Source organism: Polaribacter aquimarinus, assembly GCF_003129485.1.
GTDB lineage: Bacteria > Bacteroidota > Bacteroidia > Flavobacteriales > Flavobacteriaceae > Polaribacter > Polaribacter aquimarinus.
In genome coordinates, this window is sequence record NZ_QFFG01000005.1 from 71,568 (window position 1) to 88,251 (window position 16,684).

Sequence of the window (16,684 nt, forward strand, 5' to 3'; positions counted from 1 at the left end):
AATGTCTCTCTATAAAGTGTTTTTTATAATGGGCGTTTCTGGTTGTGGCAAAAGTACAATCGCCAACCTATTATCAAAAGAACTCAATATTCCTTTTTTTGATGGCGATGATTATCATCCTGAAAAGAACATCAAAAAAATGACTTCAGGTCAAGCTTTAAATGATGATGACAGACAAAGTTGGCTAGAAACTTTAAACAAGTTAGCCCAAAAACAACTCATTCATAACAGTTGTATTATTGTTTGTTCTGCGTTAAAAGAAAAGTATAGAGAAATCTTAAATAGGGATATTTCCAACAAAACAAATTGGATTTATTTATCAGGTACATTCAATCAAATTAAAGAACGTATTAACGATAGAGAAGGTCATTTTATGTCTTCAGATTTGTTGCAATCGCAGTTTGATATTTTAGAAGAACCTAAAGATTGCCTGAAAGTAGATATCAATCTATCACCAGAAAACATTGTAAAAAAAATCAAAGAAGAACTTATGAATAAATCAGAATTTGGATTATTTGGTTTAGGAGTAATGGGGAAAAGTTTGTGTAGAAATTTAGCCAATAATGGCTTTAAAATTTCGATGTTTAACAGACATATAGATGCCATTGAAGTTGATGTTGCTAAAAAATTTAAAGAAAATTATCCTGAATTATCAAACTCTTTAGCTTTTGATGATATTGCTGCTTTTGTTAACTCTTTGCAAGAACCTAGACGCATAATGTTGATGGTAAATGCTGGCAAAACCATAGATTACGTTATTGAAGATTTATTACCGCATTTATCTGAAAATGATATTTTAATTGATGGCGGAAATTCTAATTATTTAAAAACGAAAGAACGCTTTGATTACCTAAAAACGAAGAACATCCATTTTATTGGAGCAGGTGTTTCTGGTGGAGAAGAAGGCGCTTTAAAAGGACCTTCTATTATGCCGAGTGGAAATGAGAACGCCTATAAAGAAATTAAACCATTTCTAGAAACGATTGCTGCCAAAGATAAAAACGATTTGCCTTGTTGCACATATATAGGAACTGAAGGAAGTGGGCATTTTGTAAAAATGGTGCATAATGGCATTGAATATGTAGAAATGCAATTGTTGGCAGAAGTGATTACCATCTTTCAATCTTTAGAGTATAATCCTGATGAAATTGCTAACATTTTAGAATCTTGGAAAGCAACTACCAATAGTTATTTACTAGAAATTACAGTTGATATTTTAAGAAAAAAAGAAGAAAATGATTGGTTGATTCACAAAATTGTAGACAAAGCAGGTAATAAAGGCACAGGAAACTGGACAACAATTGCTGCTGCTCAATTAGGAGTACCAAATACAATGATTGCATCTGCATTATTTGCTAGATATACTTCGTTTTTTAAAGAAGAAAGAACTGAAGCAAGTAAAAATTTTGAAGCAAGTTCTAAATCAAAACCTAATATTTCTACAGAAGCTATTTCAGAAGCTTATCAATTTGCGAGAATTATTAATCATTATCAAGGATTTCGCTTGATACAACAAGCTTCAGAAAATTATAATTGGAATATCAATTTAAGCGAATTGGCTAGAATATGGACAGGTGGTTGTATTATAAAATCTGATTTAATGACAGATTTAGTTCAAGTCTTTAAATCACAACAGAATATTTTAAATGATGAGACAATTAAAAATCAAATTTTAAAATTAAAGGCTTCAGTAAAAAATGTAGTTTCAGAATGTGTTTTAAATGAAATTGCAATTCCTTCTTTAAGTGAATCTATAAATTTCCTACATAATTTTGCTAAAGAAAACTCATCAGCAAATATTATTCAAGCACAACGCGATTATTTTGGAGCGCATACTTATCAAAGAAAAGACGATCCTTCTGGTAAATTTTATCATACGCAATGGAAATAAAAACGAACTAAATTTAAACTAGCCAATATTATGGACACAACAACATCAAAAAAATCTTTTCTCAAAAAAATCATTGCTATCATTTTGGGTTTTGGTCCTGGAATATTTGCCATTGGTTATACCATTGGTACAGGTAGTGTAACATCTATGATTGTTGCTGGTAGTAAATTTAATATGCAATTATTATGGGTATTATTATTAAGTTGTTTGTTTTCTGGTGTATTAATGTTTGCATATGGTAATTATGGATTAATTACGGGAGAAACGGCACTTTATGGATTTAAAAAGCATTTAAAATTTGGTAAAGGGTTAGCCATATTAATCATTATTGGTATCACGTTTGGTCAATGGAATTCCTTAATGGGGATTTTAGGAATCTCGTCTAATATTATTTATGAAATCTTATCATTAAATTTTGAAGGATTAACAGCTTATAAATATGAAACCGTTTTAACAACTGCAATCGTTATTATAGTTACTTTTTATTTATTGATGTTGGTTGGTAAGTATACTTTTTTCGAAAAAATATTAGTCATTTTCGTAACCTTAATGGGATTCTCTTTTATATTTTCTTTGTTCTTTGTGCAACCTCTTCCTTTAGATGTTGTTAAAGGATTAATACCTACTATTCCTGATGTTTCTGGAGGTAAAATGTTAGTTGCTGCTTTTGTGGGTACAACAATGGCTTCTGCTACATTTTTATCAAGACCATTATTTGTAAAGGGAAAAGGCTGGACTATTAAAAATTTAGATCAACAGAAAAAGGATGCTATCACAGCAGCCATTTTAATTTTTATCATTAGTGGAGTAATAATGGCGGTTGCAGCTGGCGCGTTATTTTACGAAGGTAAAGAAGTTACGCACGTTTTAGATATGGCAAATACCTTAGAGCCAGTAGCAGGTAAATGGGCAGTGACAATTTTCTTTTTTGGGGCTTTAAGTGCAGGTTTATCTTCTATTTTTCCTTGTTTATTAATTGCTCCTTTGTTGGTGGCAGATTATCAATCAGGTCAATTAGATACCAGCTCTAAACAATTTAGAATTATAACTTTTATAGCTTGTTTGGTTGCTTTAATTGGTCCTGTTTTTGGAGCAAATCCTATTGAAATCCAAATTTTATCACAAGTATTTAATGTGTTTGTATTACCAGCAGTAATCCTAGGTATTATTTTAATGGTAAATAGTAAAAAAGTAATGAAAACATATAAAACTGGTTTGGCAGTGAACGTAGGACTTTTTGCTGCTTTATTCTTTTCGTTAGTTATTTCTTATAACGGAATTATTGCACTCACAGAATATTTTTAATATTAATAAAACATCATAATTATGAATAATAAAATTGTCACTTTAGTAAGTTGTGTTTTGATTTCACTTTTAACATTAAATAGCTGTAAGGATAAACACAAAAAAACATTAGAGAAAAAGACTGAAAAAACCATCTACGCAAGTGATGTTATTCCGTTTTTTGACCAATGGAAGTTAATTTTAGGTGATGGTTCTAATGCGGGTATTCCTATTAATTTTGAACATAAAGATTACTTTTTTACTAAAAATGATGGTGAAAATAACTGGGTAGTTTTTAAAACTCCAAATGGAGGAAATACACACGGAACTTCTAATAATACCAGAACAGAATTAGCGCAAACCAAAAAGTGGTATCCAAAAACTGCAAACGACAAATTAACGGCAACCTTAAAAGTAATGAATGTTTCTTCTACTGGTGATGCACGAGTAGCAGCTTCTTATTCTGTTGTAGTTGGCCAAATTCATAGTGCAGATGGTCACGAAAATGAGCCATTAAAAATATTTTACAAGAAGTTTCCAGGCTATACAAAAGGTTCAGTGTTTTGGCATTATGAAATTAATACAGCAGGTGATGATAATTCTGGTAGATGGGATTTTTCTTCAGGAGTTTGGGGTCACGATTTTTCTGTGATTGGAGAAACTGAAAAAAAGTATCCAGAAGAACCAAAGGATGGAATTGCTTTAGGTGAAGAGTTCAGTTATAAAATTGAAGTCAAAAACGGAATTATGAAATTGGAGTTTAGCAGTAAAAATCATCAAACAAAAACATTTACTAAAAATTTAATAGAATCTGAATACGCAACTAAAGAAGCAATTCCAGAACAAACTCAAAAATTATTTTTTCCAATTGGTCAAGATGGTGTAGAAAGAAAAGAAGCTTATACAGGTGAAGGATGCTTTTTTAAATTAGGAGCTTACAATCAAACTAACGGAAAATCACCAGAGGTAAATAGAAATTGGTGTTCTGGTGCTGAAACACATAATGGAGACCTAAAAAAACAATATGCGGATGGAAATTATGCAGAAGTTTGGTTTAAAACAGGAAGTATTTTAGTAAGTGAAAATGCTGTTTCAAATGAAGGGTATTTTAGTAAAAATGATAAAGTAAAATAAATTATAATTAGATGAAAAATAGTAAACTTTTGTCAAAAAACATATTGATTACTGCTGGAGCACAAGGAATTGGTGAAGCTATTACAAAACACTTTATAGATAGTGGCGCTAATGTTGCAATTCATTATTTTTCTAGCGCTGAAACAGCGAATGAATTAGTTGATTATGCAATTCATAAAGGCCAAAAAGCAGTTGCAATAAGTGGTGACTTAACCAAAGAAGAAGATGCAAATTTATTAGTTGATAATACCATAGATGCATTAGGTGGTTTAGATATACTGATTAATAATGCTGGTTCTTTGGTTGCTCGTAGATTATTAGGAGAAATGGAAGCTGATTTTTGGCATAAAGTAATGGATATAAACCTTACTTCTATGATGTTTGTAACCAAAGCAGCAGCTCCTTATTTAACAAAAAATGAAAATAGTAGTATCGTAAATTTAGCCTCATTGGCAGGAAGAAAAGGAGGTCACCCAGGTTCATTAGTTTACGCTACAAGTAAAGGAGCTATATTAACTTTTACAAGAGCCTTAGCTTCCGAATTGGGTCCAAAAGGAGTTAAAGTGAATGCTGTTGCTCCAGGTTTGATTTTAGGTACTTCTTTTCACAATACACATACAACAAAAGAATCAGCAGCAGAAACAATTGCAGGTATTCCTATTCAAAGAGCGGGTAATACAGATGATGTAGCAAGAGCTGTTTTGTATTTAGCATCAGAATATGATGGTTTTATTACAGGTGCTACTTTAGATATAAATGGTGGTGTGTATAATATGTAGATTTTTAAATACCTAAAACTTTAACATTCAGTTTTTTGTAAAATTATTTTGTTGAGTCATAATTATTTGTATTTTTGGTTTACCAATCTGGTAAACCAATTTTATTTATATTAAATTTAAATAATTATGCAAAAAACTACTCTCCTATTATTACTATTTTTTACAATTTCTATAATTGGACAAACTACGCACAATATTAATGCCCCTGAACAAATAGAAAGTTTAAGTTTAAATGCAGGTGATATTGTTATTTTGGCTGATGGTACTTATACATCTGATGAGAGGATAAAATTTTCTCCATCAACAGCTACAGCTGCTTTACCAATTACTTTTAAAGCTGCAACTCCTGGAGGAGTAGTATTTACTGGAGGTTTAAGGATGAGTATTGGTGGAGATCATGTAATAGTAGATGGTTTTCACTGGAAAGGTGGTTATGGTGATAGCAACTTTATTGAATTTAGAGATGGTTCAGATTATGCAAATAATAGTACCATTCAAAATTGTGCAATAGACGGTTTAGAAATTAGTCCAGATGATAAAGCTGATGATGGAACTACATCTATAACAAAGCATAGATGGATTGTTTTATATGGAACTAATAATACTGTAATTAATTGTTCTTTTATGAATAAAGAAAGTGCTGGAGCTCTAATTTTAGTTGAACTTTATTACAATGCCTCTCAAGATGGTTCAACTAATACAAGTTGTAATAATGTTGGACATACAATTACTAAAAATTACTTTTATAAATATGCGAAAATAGACCCTTCTTTAAGTAATTCAGGAGATAGTGAAACGATAAGAATTGGTAGTAGTAATAATCAAAATGTAAATAGCAATACAACTGTAAGTAATAATTATTTTGTTGAAGCTGATGGAGAAAATGAAATTATTACCAATAAAAGTAAAAACAATAAGTTCATCAACAATACTTTTAGAAGATGCAGAGGTTCTTTAGTTTTACGTCATGGTTCTAATGCAACTGTGGATGGAAATTATTTTCTAGGAGAAGATGTTGATGGAACAGGAGGAATAAGAATTACAGATAGCGACCATACAATTACCAATAATTATATTCAAGACTGTATAACTGTAGCTAGTCAAGCAAAATGGAATAATGGAATTACTTTTATTGGAGGAGGAGACAATGCAGCAGTTGCATGTGCAGCATCTAATACCACAAATGGGTATCAGAAATCTAATAACATCACAATTTCTAACAACACGATTATCAATACAAATGCACCTTTATTTTACAATACAAGTAAAGGTACAAATGATGTGACTGGTACACTTTCAAACAACTTAATATTTTTTGCATCAGGTGATGCAAATGTATCTGATGTTATTTCTGGCGATACAGCTTCTGCTTATAATAATATGGGTACCTCTTTAACATATGCTGATAATGTTTACAAAGGAACCTCTTTAGGAGTTACCAATTCAGGATTCTCTGAAGAAACAGGAATTACAGCAACAGCAAATGGAGAAATTTTCACACTTTCCGGAACAGGTTCTACAAGTAAAGGGGCAAATATGGGTTCTTATATGCCAACCACAGACAATATGGTTGGTTATGGAATTGGTGCATGCTTTTTAAATAACTCAGGAGCAAACATAACAAATGGAAATTGTACTATTCAAGTAAGTGAGTCGTTAACTATAAGTAGTTTAACAACATTACCTTCTGAAGCCGGTAGTTATAACGTCGATGTTACGGCAAATGTTGGTTGGACTGCAGTTTCAAATGATTCTTGGATAACGATAGATACAAATTCTGGAACTGGAAATGCTACTGTCTCTGTATCAGTTACAAAAAACGAAGATACAAATGCAAGAACAGGCTCTTTAACTTTTACTCAAGTTGCTGGGGGTGATGATATAGTGAGAACATTAACTATAAATCAAGAAGGAGCAGATTTAACATCGACCTCTACTCTAATTAATACAGGTGATAGTAACGATCCAGTTTCTATACATTCTTTTTCAAAAGAACAAGTTGATGGCTCAACAAAATTTAACTATGCAAAAAACATTCTTGATAAAGATACAGGAACACAATGGACTGCAGATGATGGAGATATTTTAAATGGAGATTACAAAGGTGATGGCGAATATGTTATTTTCGATTTAAGTGAAGAGTATAATCTTGAAATAATTCGAATTGCAACAGATAACAAATCAGATCCATACGGATTTCAAATTTGGGTTTCTACATCTGGTACAAGCGCATCAGATTTTACAAAAATTATACCCTTAACAGAAAATTTAGCTATAACAACAACACTTGGAACACGTGATGAGTATGACCAATATAAAATTACATCCAAAGCGCGTTATATTAAATTAGTAGGTTTTGGAAGATTTAATACAGAGGGTGATACTAGAAAAAGCCAATGGAATAACTTTACTGAAATAGAATTTTATGGAGAACCAACCGCCCTTTCGACAAATAATTTCGAAACTTTCAGTTTTCAAATATTACCTATTCCTACAAAAGATGTTCTTCACATAAGAAACATAAATCAACCTATAAAAGAAATCAAACTTTACAGTATTGACGGTAAAAAAGTATTAGAAAAAAAAATAAGAAATACTGTTCAAAATTTTAGTTTAGACATTTCATTTTTACAAAGTGGCTTATATATTGTTAAAATTGACAATGAACAAAAATCATTCTCAAAATTGATAACAATTTCAAATTAGATTTTTTCACAATTTTTATTAAGATTGATGTCATTTTAAATAAAGACATCTATCTTATTTTGTCTATTTAAGTATTTAAATGATAGTTTTTTACAAATAAGTTTTGATAACTCAATTAAATTTGTATTTTTGGTAAACCAATTTGGTAAACCAATTAACTTTAAAATTTTTACTTATGAAAAAAACATTACATTTTACAAGAATGACTAAACTATCTTTTTCGATTTTAGTTTTTTCTTTACTTTTCAATTTTGGCTACAGTCAACAAATAATTGGAGAATTTCCAATTATGGATGGTGGCCTAGAAAATCAAACTGCAGGTAATTTAAAAAGTCAAGGTTCATCTGCAAAAGATACACCATCAACTACTTGGTCTATTTCTACAACTGGAGGTACTACTGATGAAAAAATTTTAGATACACCCAATGATGCAAGAACTGGAAGTTTTTCTGCTCAAGCTCAATTGAACAACGATAAAGATAATGCACGTCTTCAAGTGCCTTCTACTTTAGCTCCAAATGCTTTGGCAGTTAGCACGAAATATACAGTCCAATTTTTTTACAAATCTCCAGAAGCAATAGCAGAAGGAAATTTGAAACCAGGTGTTTATTTAAATAACACTTCAGGAGGAAAAACTACAAATAGAACTGATGTTGGAACTTTTGCACCAAATACTTGGATAAAGTCTTGGGGAACAGTTACTACAAATACTACATATAATGTTTCTAACTGGGCTGTAGTTAGGTTAGGAGGAGATAAAGGTGTAGATAAGCCATTAATATCTTTTGATGATTTTGTAGTTTATGCCGGTGAGTATGATAATACAGCTCCAGATGCTCCTATAGCGGGTAGTTATAGTAATAACGCAGGGACAGCAACAATAAGTTGGACAGCACCTGCAAGTGGTGTAGATAATGGGGGTTATGTAGTTTTTAAATATTCTTCAGATCCGAACGAAGATAATGACCCTAACCAAAATGGAATTTATAATGTAGGGAGTACAACAACAAATGGAACAGGAAATTTAACTGGAACAGTTGCCTACATTGGAACAGATACTTCATTTACAGAAACTCATGTAGCTGGAACTTTTTATAAAGTTTATACAGTGGATAAGGCATTTAATTATTCTGATGAAATCGAAATTTCTAGTAGCGGAACAGCTTCTGTTGATGATGTTTTTAACTCAAAAATTAGTATTTATCCAAATCCAACTAGAGATTTAATAAATATTTCAACTTCAGAAAGTATTTTATCAGTAGAAATATTTAACATCATTGGTAAAAAAGTGTTCTCTAATTCTAACCTCCAAAATAAGAAAATTGACATTTCTAATTTATCTAGAGGTGTATATATGATGAAGTTTACAAACGGGACATCTTTTGCAATAAAAAGAATAGTTAAGAATTAATCTTCTTAAAATTGAACAAGGGCTTCAAAATTAACTATTTTGAAGTTCTTGTTTTATAAATCCATCTTCAAATATCTTTCAATGCTAAAAATTTCGAAGCTCTTTTTTGTTTTTTTAATAATTTTTTCTTGTACTAAAAATGAAAAAATTGATGTTGTTTCTAATGAATCATCACATCCAAAATTAATACTAACAGCTCAAGGAGTTAGAGATATAAGAGCACAATTAGGTAATATTCCAATTTTCGACAATTCTCTAAAAAGGGTAAAAGAAGAAATTGATGCAGAAATTGCTCTAGGAATTGATGTGCCAATACCAAAAGATTACTCTGGAGGGTACACACATGCAAGGCATAAACGTAATTGGGTTGTATTACAAAAAGCAGGAGTTTTATATCAGATTCTTGATGATGAAAAATATGCAAAGTATGTAAAAGACATGTTGATGAAATATGAAGAAATGTATAAAACATTGCCACTTCACCCAAAAACAAGGTCTTATGCAAGAGGTAAATTGTTTTGGCAATGCTTAAACGATTCGAATTGGTTAGTTTACGTTAGTCAAGCTTATGATTGTATTTATAATTATTTATCTGAAGAAGAGCGAAACAAATTAGAAACAAATTTATTTAGACCATTTGCAGATCATATTTCAGTAGATAGCCCTCAATTTTATCAAAGAGTCCACAATCATAGTACTTGGGGAAATGCAGCAGTTGGTATGATCGGTTTAGTAATGAATGACCAAGAATTAATTGATCGAGCTTTATATGGTATTAAAGGAGTAAATTTAGATAAGAAAGCAAAAGATGATGATGGAGGGTATTTAAATAAGGATGGTAAAGCTGGATTTTTAGCAAATATCGAAGAACCTTTTTCACCAGATGGTTATTATAATGAAGGGCCATATTATCAGCGTTATGCTATGTATCCTTTTTTAGTTTTTGCTGAAGGATTACATAATGTAAAGCCTGAATTAAAAATTTTTGAGTACAAGAACGGTGTGCTTTTAAAATCGATTAAAGCGCTTCTAAATTTATCTGATGCTGATGGAGATTTTTTCCCGTTAAACGATGGCCAAAAAGGGATGTCTTACTATAATGATGCATTAGTTACTGCGGTAGATATTTCCTATCATTTTGGAAAACAAGACCCAGGTTTATTATCAATCGCTGCAAAGCAAAATAAAGTGTTATTAGACGATTCTGGTTTAGCGGTTGCTCTTGGTGTTAAAAATGGTAAAACTAAACCTTTTGATAAAAAGTCGATTAATTTATCTGATGGTTCAAAAGGAAAACAGGGTGGAGTTGGTATTTTAAGAAATGAAAATATAGAATTGGTATTTAAATATGCCTCTCAAGGTTCAAGTCATGGTCATTACGACAAATTATCGTTTTCATTGTATGAAAAAGGCGAAGAAGTTATTCAGGATTATGGACTAGCACGTTTTGTAAATATTGAACAAAAAGGTGGAGGAAACTATTTGAAAGAAAATAAAACTTGGGCTAAACAAACCATTGCTCATAATACAGTAACTCAAAATGAAACATCACATTATAATGGTAAATATGAAATAGGAAGTCAAAATCATCCAGACTTACATTACTTTTCATTTACTAATAAAAATATACAAGTTTCAAGCGCAAAAGTTGCGAAAACATATCCAGGTACAGATATGCAAAGAACAATAGCAGTTATTAAGGATGAAGGTTTTGAAAAACCTTATGTTTTAGATATTATGAAAGTTGTAGCTAATAAATCAAATCAATATGATTTTCCGTATTATTTTTTAGGTCAGGTTTTGAGTACTAATTTTAAGTATTCAATACCAGAAATTTTAAAGCCTCTTGGTAATAAAAATGGATATCAACATTTATATTTAGAAGGTTTTGGAAAATCAAACAAAGACAATACTAAATTTTCTTGGTTAAATAATGGGAAATTTTATAGCTTAACAACTATTTCTAATACTAATGATGAAATACTTTTTACTAGAATAGGGGCAAATGATCCAGATTTTAATTTGCGTAGAGAAGCGGCTATTATGCTTAGGAGAAAAAACACTAAAAACACACTTTTTGTTTCTTCAATAGAAGCACATGGAAGTTATAGTCCAGTTTCAGAATCTGCTGTTAATTCTAAAAGTAACATTAAAGAATTGAAAGTGGTTATTGATACTTTAGATTACACGGCCATTTCAATAACTACTTTAAATGGAGATACAAAATTATTTATCACTGCAAATACTGAGGCGTCAAAAGAAGCAACACATAAATTAACAATTAACAATGAGAATTATGAGTGGTCAGGTTCTTATTATTTTAAATAAACAAATAAATGATGAAACGATTTAGTGAAAAGTATATTATAGCAAAAGACATGGAGTGGGAAGAACTTGGAGGTGGAGTATCAAGAAAATTTTTAGGTTATGATAATCAAATCATGATGGTGAGAGTTAAATTTGATACGGGAGCATTAGGATCTCCTCATCAACATTTTCATACACAAGCTACATTTTGTGTTTCTGGTAAGTTTGAGTTTGAAATTGATGGAGAAAAGAAAATAATTGAAGCAGGGGATGGAGTTTATATAGAGCCTAATTTATTACATAGTGCAGTTTGTCTAGAAGAAGGTGAGTTAATAGATACATTTAGTCCTGTTAGAGAAGATTTTTTAAGTGGAGATGGGGTGTCTTATTTTGGTGATAAAAAAGCATAAAATACCTTTTTCTGTAGTAAAAACAGAGTTCTACTAATGTATTTAGTGTTATTGAAGAAGATTTTATGAAATAATTAACAAAACTCTTTTTTATTAGTAAATAAAAGAATATATTTGGTAAACCAATTTGGTAAACCAATTTGGTAAACCAAATTGGTTTACCAAGAATAGTTAAGTTTTATCACTTAACACAATTAACTAAAAAATTAAATCAAATAAATTATGAATTTAAAATTTAAGTCTATTTTTATTGTAGCACTTCTCTTTTGTGTAGCAACATTTGCTCAGGAAGTCACAGTAAAAGGTACGGTTACTTCTCAAACTGATGGAGAGCCCATTTTAGGAGCTAACATCATTATTGTTGGAACTAAAAAAGGTACTTCTACAGATTTTGATGGTAATTATCAAATTAAAGTTAAGCGAGGAGAAGTAATTCAAGTCTCTTATTTGGGTTTCAAAACTAGGACCATTCCTTATGCAGGCCAAAAAAGAATTAATGTACAGCTTACGGAGGATGCTGCTCAGTTAGAAGAAATTGTAATCGTTGGTTATGGTACTCAAAAGAAGAGTCATTTAACAGGAGCGATCTCTAAAGTAAAAACTGAAAAATTAGATCAGATTGCTGTTGCTAGGGTTGATGATGCTTTGGTAGGGCAGGTTTCTGGTGTTAACATTCAAGCTACAGAAGGAGAAGCGGGTTCAGCGCCAACCATTAGAATTAGAGGTACAGGTTCAATATCTGGAAGTTCTGATCCAGCAGTAGTGGTTGATGGAGTTGTAGTAGATGCTGATTTTCTTACTAATTTAGATATGAATGATATCGAATCTTTTGAGATTTTAAAAGATGCTGCATCAGGATCTATTTATGGTTCTAGAGGGGCAAATGGAGTCGTTATTATAACAACTAAAAGCGGTAAAGAAGGGAAAACAAAATTTAGCTACAATACGTTTACAGGTTTCAAAGAGGCGAGACAGAGTAGTAAATATTATTTTACAGTTGCAGAAACAGCAAGAAAAGAAATGGCAGCTACTGGTAGTATTTCAGATCAAACCAGGTATAAACAGTTAATAGGTGTAGATAGAGATTGGCAAGATGTTATTTTCGATGGAGGTATGATAGAGAGTCATTCTTTTGCTGCTCGTGGTGGTAATGAGAATACAAAGTTTAGTATTTCACTAGGTTATCAAAAAGATGAAGGTGTGCTTTTAACAGATGAATTTAAAAAGTACTCTATGAGAATTAAAGTGGATACTAAGCTTAATAAAAAATTAAGTTTTGGAGCTAATATTTCTCCATCATATTCAGATAGAAGACGTTTTGATGGTTCTACTCATGATATTTTAAGACAAACGCCTTGGTTACCTCTGTATCATGATGAAAATACTATTAAATTTGTGAATACATTTAAATATCCAAATGTAAAAATTGGAGATTATGCAACTCAAAGACATTTTGATGATTTTGATTTAACTACGATGATGCCGGTTCCGTCTGGTGGTACAGATATTAGTAATACTTCTAATACTAACCCAGCTGCAAAAGTATTAGAAAGAGATAGAAATGACTATAAGTTTAAGCTTTTTGGTAGCTTTTATGGTAAATATAAAATCATGAAAGGTTTAACTTTTAAAACAAGCTTATCAGGAGATTTTGGAAATACAAGAAGAGATAGATGGCAAGGAGTTATGGCAAGTAGAAATGGGGCAGCAGCTGCTCAATTAGATTTGTCTTCTGAAAATAGAATTCATTATGTATTAGATAACTTATTAACCTACAGCAAAGAATTTGGAAAACACGAAATAAATGCTGTAGCAGGTATATCTAGAGAAAAATGGAATTGGGATTTCGAGAGCTCAAGAGGTACAGGGTATGAGTCGGATTTAATTAAAACAATCTCTGGAGCAACTTTAATTGCAGATGCTCAATCATATAAATATGAAAGAAGTTTGCAATCTTATTTAGGAAGAGTTAACTATGCTTTTGACGATAAATACTTAATTTCATTAAGCTTTAGACGAGATGGTTTTTCATCTTTTGGACCACAGCAAAAATATGGTAATTTTCCATCAGCATCTGTTGGTTGGACAGTAAGTAAAGAAAATTTCTTTAAAGAACTAGATTTCTTTAATTTCTTGAAATTAAGGTTTAGTTATGGTACAACAGGTAACCCAAGTTTAAGAACAGGAGATCCAGTTGTAGATAGTTACCCATATTTATCGTTAATTCAAGGTTCAACTGCAGTAATAGATAATAATGTTGTAGGAGGGTTTAATCCTATAAATATAGAAAACCCAAACTTACAATGGGAAAGATCCGTGGAAATGAATCCAGCTATAGATTTTGGTTTCTTTAATAATAGAATCTCTGGTTCTATAGATTATTACCAAAGAACAAGTGATAAATTATTGTTATTTAACCCTGTATCGGCAACAACAGGTTTTACAGAGGCAATATCTAACTTAGGTAAAGTAAGAAACAGTGGTTTCGAATTTGAATTAAGAACTAGAAATATTGCGAAACAAGATTTTAAATGGAATTCTACATTTATTGCATCTAGAAATAAAAATGAGTTATTAGATTTTGCAGATTCTGATGGACAAATTCAAAATGTAGATACTAAAAGAGCTGCAGAATGGATTAATTCAGTAGGTAACCCAATATCTTCTTTTTATGGTTGGGTAGTAGATAAAGATATTCCTTTAGAGTTTCTTAATAACCCTTATCATCCAGTTGGAGCAGAAGCACAAGATGTGTATGTAAGAGATTTAAATGGAGATGGACTTATAGACGATGATGATAAAACAATCTTAGGTAATCCATATCCGGATTTAGTTTGGAGTATTACTAATGAGTTTAAACTAGGTAATTTTGATGGTAGTTTTATGTTTCAAGGAAGTCATGGGGCAGAAGTTAGAAACATGGGAGATCAATACTTGTTTAATCACTTTAATTCAAGACAAGATTTTAATACATCAACTACTCCGAACCAACAATTTATAAAACAAAAAATCTTTACGAACGATATTATTCAAGATGCTTCTTATATTGCATTAAGAACTGTTAACCTAGGTTATACGCTTGATTCAGATGCAGCAGCTAAACTAAATATATCTAAACTAAGATTCTTCGTTTCAGGACAAAATCTAATGTATTTAACAGCTAGTGATTATACAGGTTTTAACCCAGAATCAATTAATACAACTACTGCAACTACTTATGGGTATCAAAGAGCTGGTTCTCCAATAAATAGAACTATAACTTTAGGATTAAATATAGAATTTTAAAATGTCAATACAAATGAAAAATATTAAAACACATATAAAAATAGTAGCATTACTAGGAGTATTGTTAAGTACATTTTCTTGTAGTGATGAGTTCTTAAGTCCTGCACCAACAGCAGCTGTTAGTGGAGCTAATTTCTACACTACAGAAGATCAGGTTTTTGCGGGAATAATTAACATGTATGATGGTATACAAGGAGTTAACGATACACGTTCGGATAGTAATCATGGAATTCAAATGGAGTTTTATGTAACAGAAATGAGAAGTGATAACACAAGAACTAAAAGTGGAGAAGGAGAGGCTTCTGACTTTGATTTCTTTAGAGTTCAACCAGAAAACGGTTTGGTTGCAGATCATTACAGAAGTTTTTACAATGTAATATTTAGGGCTAATAAAGTTTTAGAAAGTTTAGATGTTGTCTCTTCAGCAAACAAAGATAAATTCGAAGCAGAAGCCCGATTTATAAGAGCTTACGTTTACTTTAATATGGTTCGCTTATATGGTGATATTCCATTAGTAGATAAAGTAATCACTCCTGATGATACTGATATTCAGTTTACAAGAGTGCCAACTGCTCAAATTTACGATTTTATTATCAACGATTTTCAGTTTGCAATTCAACATTTAGATAATTCAGGTTCAAAAAATAGAGGCTCAAAAGCAGCTGCTCAAGGTCTTTTAGCTAAAGTGTATCTTACAACAAAAGAATATACTAAAGCGCAACTTTTATTAGAAGAAGTAATGAAAGGAAGTTATATTTTAGAACCTAATTTTAGTGATGTTTTCTACAATGAAAATAATAAAGAAGTTATTTTTTCTATTGGTTTTATTCAAGGTTTAACTCAAGATAGTCAAAATTTTTCTGCTGAGTTTTTAAATGGAGTTGGTAGAACAGTTGGTGTAAACTATGTTACAAATGATGCTAAAACAGCACTCGATAATTTAGGAGGAACTAGAACAGCAGTTTCTTATAGACAAGATAAGCTTCAACTTACTCAAAATCAAGTAGCAAAATATTTACCTAATGGTGAAGATGGAGGTGCTGATGGAAAAACGTTTACAGGCTTAGATCCAAGATTAGCAGGTAATGATTGGATTGTTTTAAGGTATGCAGATATTTTATTAATGCATGTAGAAGCTATTCTTGCTGGAGGAAATGAAACAAGTGTTGGTGCAGCATTAGCATCTTTTCAAGCAGTTAGAAACAGAGCTGGTTTAACTACAGCAGTAACTAAAGTAACCTTAGAAGAGTTGTTGGATGAAAGAAGAGTAGAATTGGCTTTTGAAAACCAAAGAATGTTTGATCTGATTAGATTTGGTAAAGCTCAAGAAATACTATCTGCTTTTTCTATAGCTATTGGCGGTAGTTTTAGTTCTACAGATTTATTACTACCAATACCTCAAAATGAGATTGGTTTAAGTCGAGGTAAACTTACTCAAAATCCTGGGTATTAAAATTTAAAGAGAATAGAATAATTT

10 protein-coding genes are annotated in these 16,684 nt (G+C 31.1%); all 10 read left to right on the plus strand.

The genetic code is table 11. The features are described 5' to 3' along the window. Position 1 precedes the first annotated feature (1 nt). The 10 genes from gndA to DIS07_RS11510 all read left to right on the plus strand — a co-directional run bounded on the left by gndA (position 2) and on the right by DIS07_RS11510 (position 16,660). Positions 2-1,891, plus strand: coding sequence for an NADP-dependent phosphogluconate dehydrogenase (gndA, locus tag DIS07_RS11465; RefSeq protein WP_109405398.1), 1,890 nt, complete (start codon positions 2-4; stop codon positions 1,889-1,891). A 30-nt stretch (positions 1,892-1,921) separates the two neighbouring features. Continuing rightward, the gene (locus tag DIS07_RS11470) at positions 1,922-3,196 is read left to right on the plus strand and encodes an Nramp family divalent metal transporter (RefSeq protein WP_109405399.1); all 1,275 of its coding nucleotides are present in this window, start codon (positions 1,922-1,924) and stop codon (positions 3,194-3,196) included. Between the two features lie 21 nt (positions 3,197-3,217). Next, entirely contained in the window at positions 3,218-4,309 is a 1,092-nt protein-coding gene (locus DIS07_RS11475; protein ID WP_109405400.1) for a polysaccharide lyase family 7 protein, read from the plus strand. Positions 4,310-4,320: 11 nt separating this feature from the next. Then, complete coding sequence (locus tag DIS07_RS11480) at positions 4,321-5,088, plus strand: SDR family NAD(P)-dependent oxidoreductase (protein ID WP_109405401.1); 768 nt, start codon at positions 4,321-4,323, stop codon at positions 5,086-5,088. 126 nt (positions 5,089-5,214) lie between these two features. Then, the gene (locus tag DIS07_RS11485; protein WP_109405402.1) at positions 5,215-7,794 is read left to right on the plus strand and encodes a chondroitinase-B domain-containing protein; all 2,580 of its coding nucleotides are present in this window, start codon (positions 5,215-5,217) and stop codon (positions 7,792-7,794) included. A gap of 175 nt (positions 7,795-7,969) precedes the next feature. Further along, a complete protein-coding gene (locus DIS07_RS11490; protein WP_146190730.1) occupies positions 7,970-9,205 on the plus strand; it encodes a T9SS type A sorting domain-containing protein in 1,236 nt (411 codons plus the stop codon). Between the two features lie 81 nt (positions 9,206-9,286). Beyond that, positions 9,287-11,533, plus strand: coding sequence for an alginate lyase family protein (locus tag DIS07_RS11495; RefSeq protein WP_109405404.1), 2,247 nt, complete (start codon positions 9,287-9,289; stop codon positions 11,531-11,533). Between the two features lie 11 nt (positions 11,534-11,544). Further along, entirely contained in the window at positions 11,545-11,922 is a 378-nt protein-coding gene (locus DIS07_RS11500) for a cupin domain-containing protein (protein WP_109405405.1), read from the plus strand. A gap of 222 nt (positions 11,923-12,144) precedes the next feature. Next, positions 12,145-15,207 (plus strand): SusC/RagA family TonB-linked outer membrane protein, encoded by a 3,063-nt coding sequence (locus DIS07_RS11505; protein ID WP_109405406.1) that lies wholly within the window; start codon positions 12,145-12,147, stop codon positions 15,205-15,207. Between the two features lie 13 nt (positions 15,208-15,220). After that, positions 15,221-16,660, plus strand: coding sequence for a RagB/SusD family nutrient uptake outer membrane protein (locus tag DIS07_RS11510; RefSeq protein ID WP_109405579.1), 1,440 nt, complete (start codon positions 15,221-15,223; stop codon positions 16,658-16,660). The last annotated feature ends 24 nt before the right edge of the window (positions 16,661-16,684 follow it).

Bases quoted from the DNA above. Each gene is read 5' to 3' on its own strand.
- gndA (WP_109405398.1), top strand. From the start codon at position 2: ATGTCTCTCTATAAAGTGTTTTTTATAATGGGCGTTTCTGGTTGTGGC.
- DIS07_RS11470 (WP_109405399.1), top strand. From the start codon at position 1,922: ATGGACACAACAACATCAAAAAAATCTTTTCTCAAAAAAATCATTGCT.
- DIS07_RS11475 (WP_109405400.1), top strand. From the start codon at position 3,218: ATGAATAATAAAATTGTCACTTTAGTAAGTTGTGTTTTGATTTCACTT.
- DIS07_RS11480 (WP_109405401.1), top strand. From the start codon at position 4,321: ATGAAAAATAGTAAACTTTTGTCAAAAAACATATTGATTACTGCTGGA.
- DIS07_RS11485 (WP_109405402.1), top strand. From the start codon at position 5,215: ATGCAAAAAACTACTCTCCTATTATTACTATTTTTTACAATTTCTATA.
- DIS07_RS11490 (WP_146190730.1), top strand. From the start codon at position 7,970: ATGAAAAAAACATTACATTTTACAAGAATGACTAAACTATCTTTTTCG.
- DIS07_RS11495 (WP_109405404.1), top strand. From the start codon at position 9,287: ATGCTAAAAATTTCGAAGCTCTTTTTTGTTTTTTTAATAATTTTTTCT.
- DIS07_RS11500 (WP_109405405.1), top strand. From the start codon at position 11,545: ATGAAACGATTTAGTGAAAAGTATATTATAGCAAAAGACATGGAGTGG.
- DIS07_RS11505 (WP_109405406.1), top strand. From the start codon at position 12,145: ATGAATTTAAAATTTAAGTCTATTTTTATTGTAGCACTTCTCTTTTGT.
- DIS07_RS11510 (WP_109405579.1), top strand. From the start codon at position 15,221: ATGAAAAATATTAAAACACATATAAAAATAGTAGCATTACTAGGAGTA.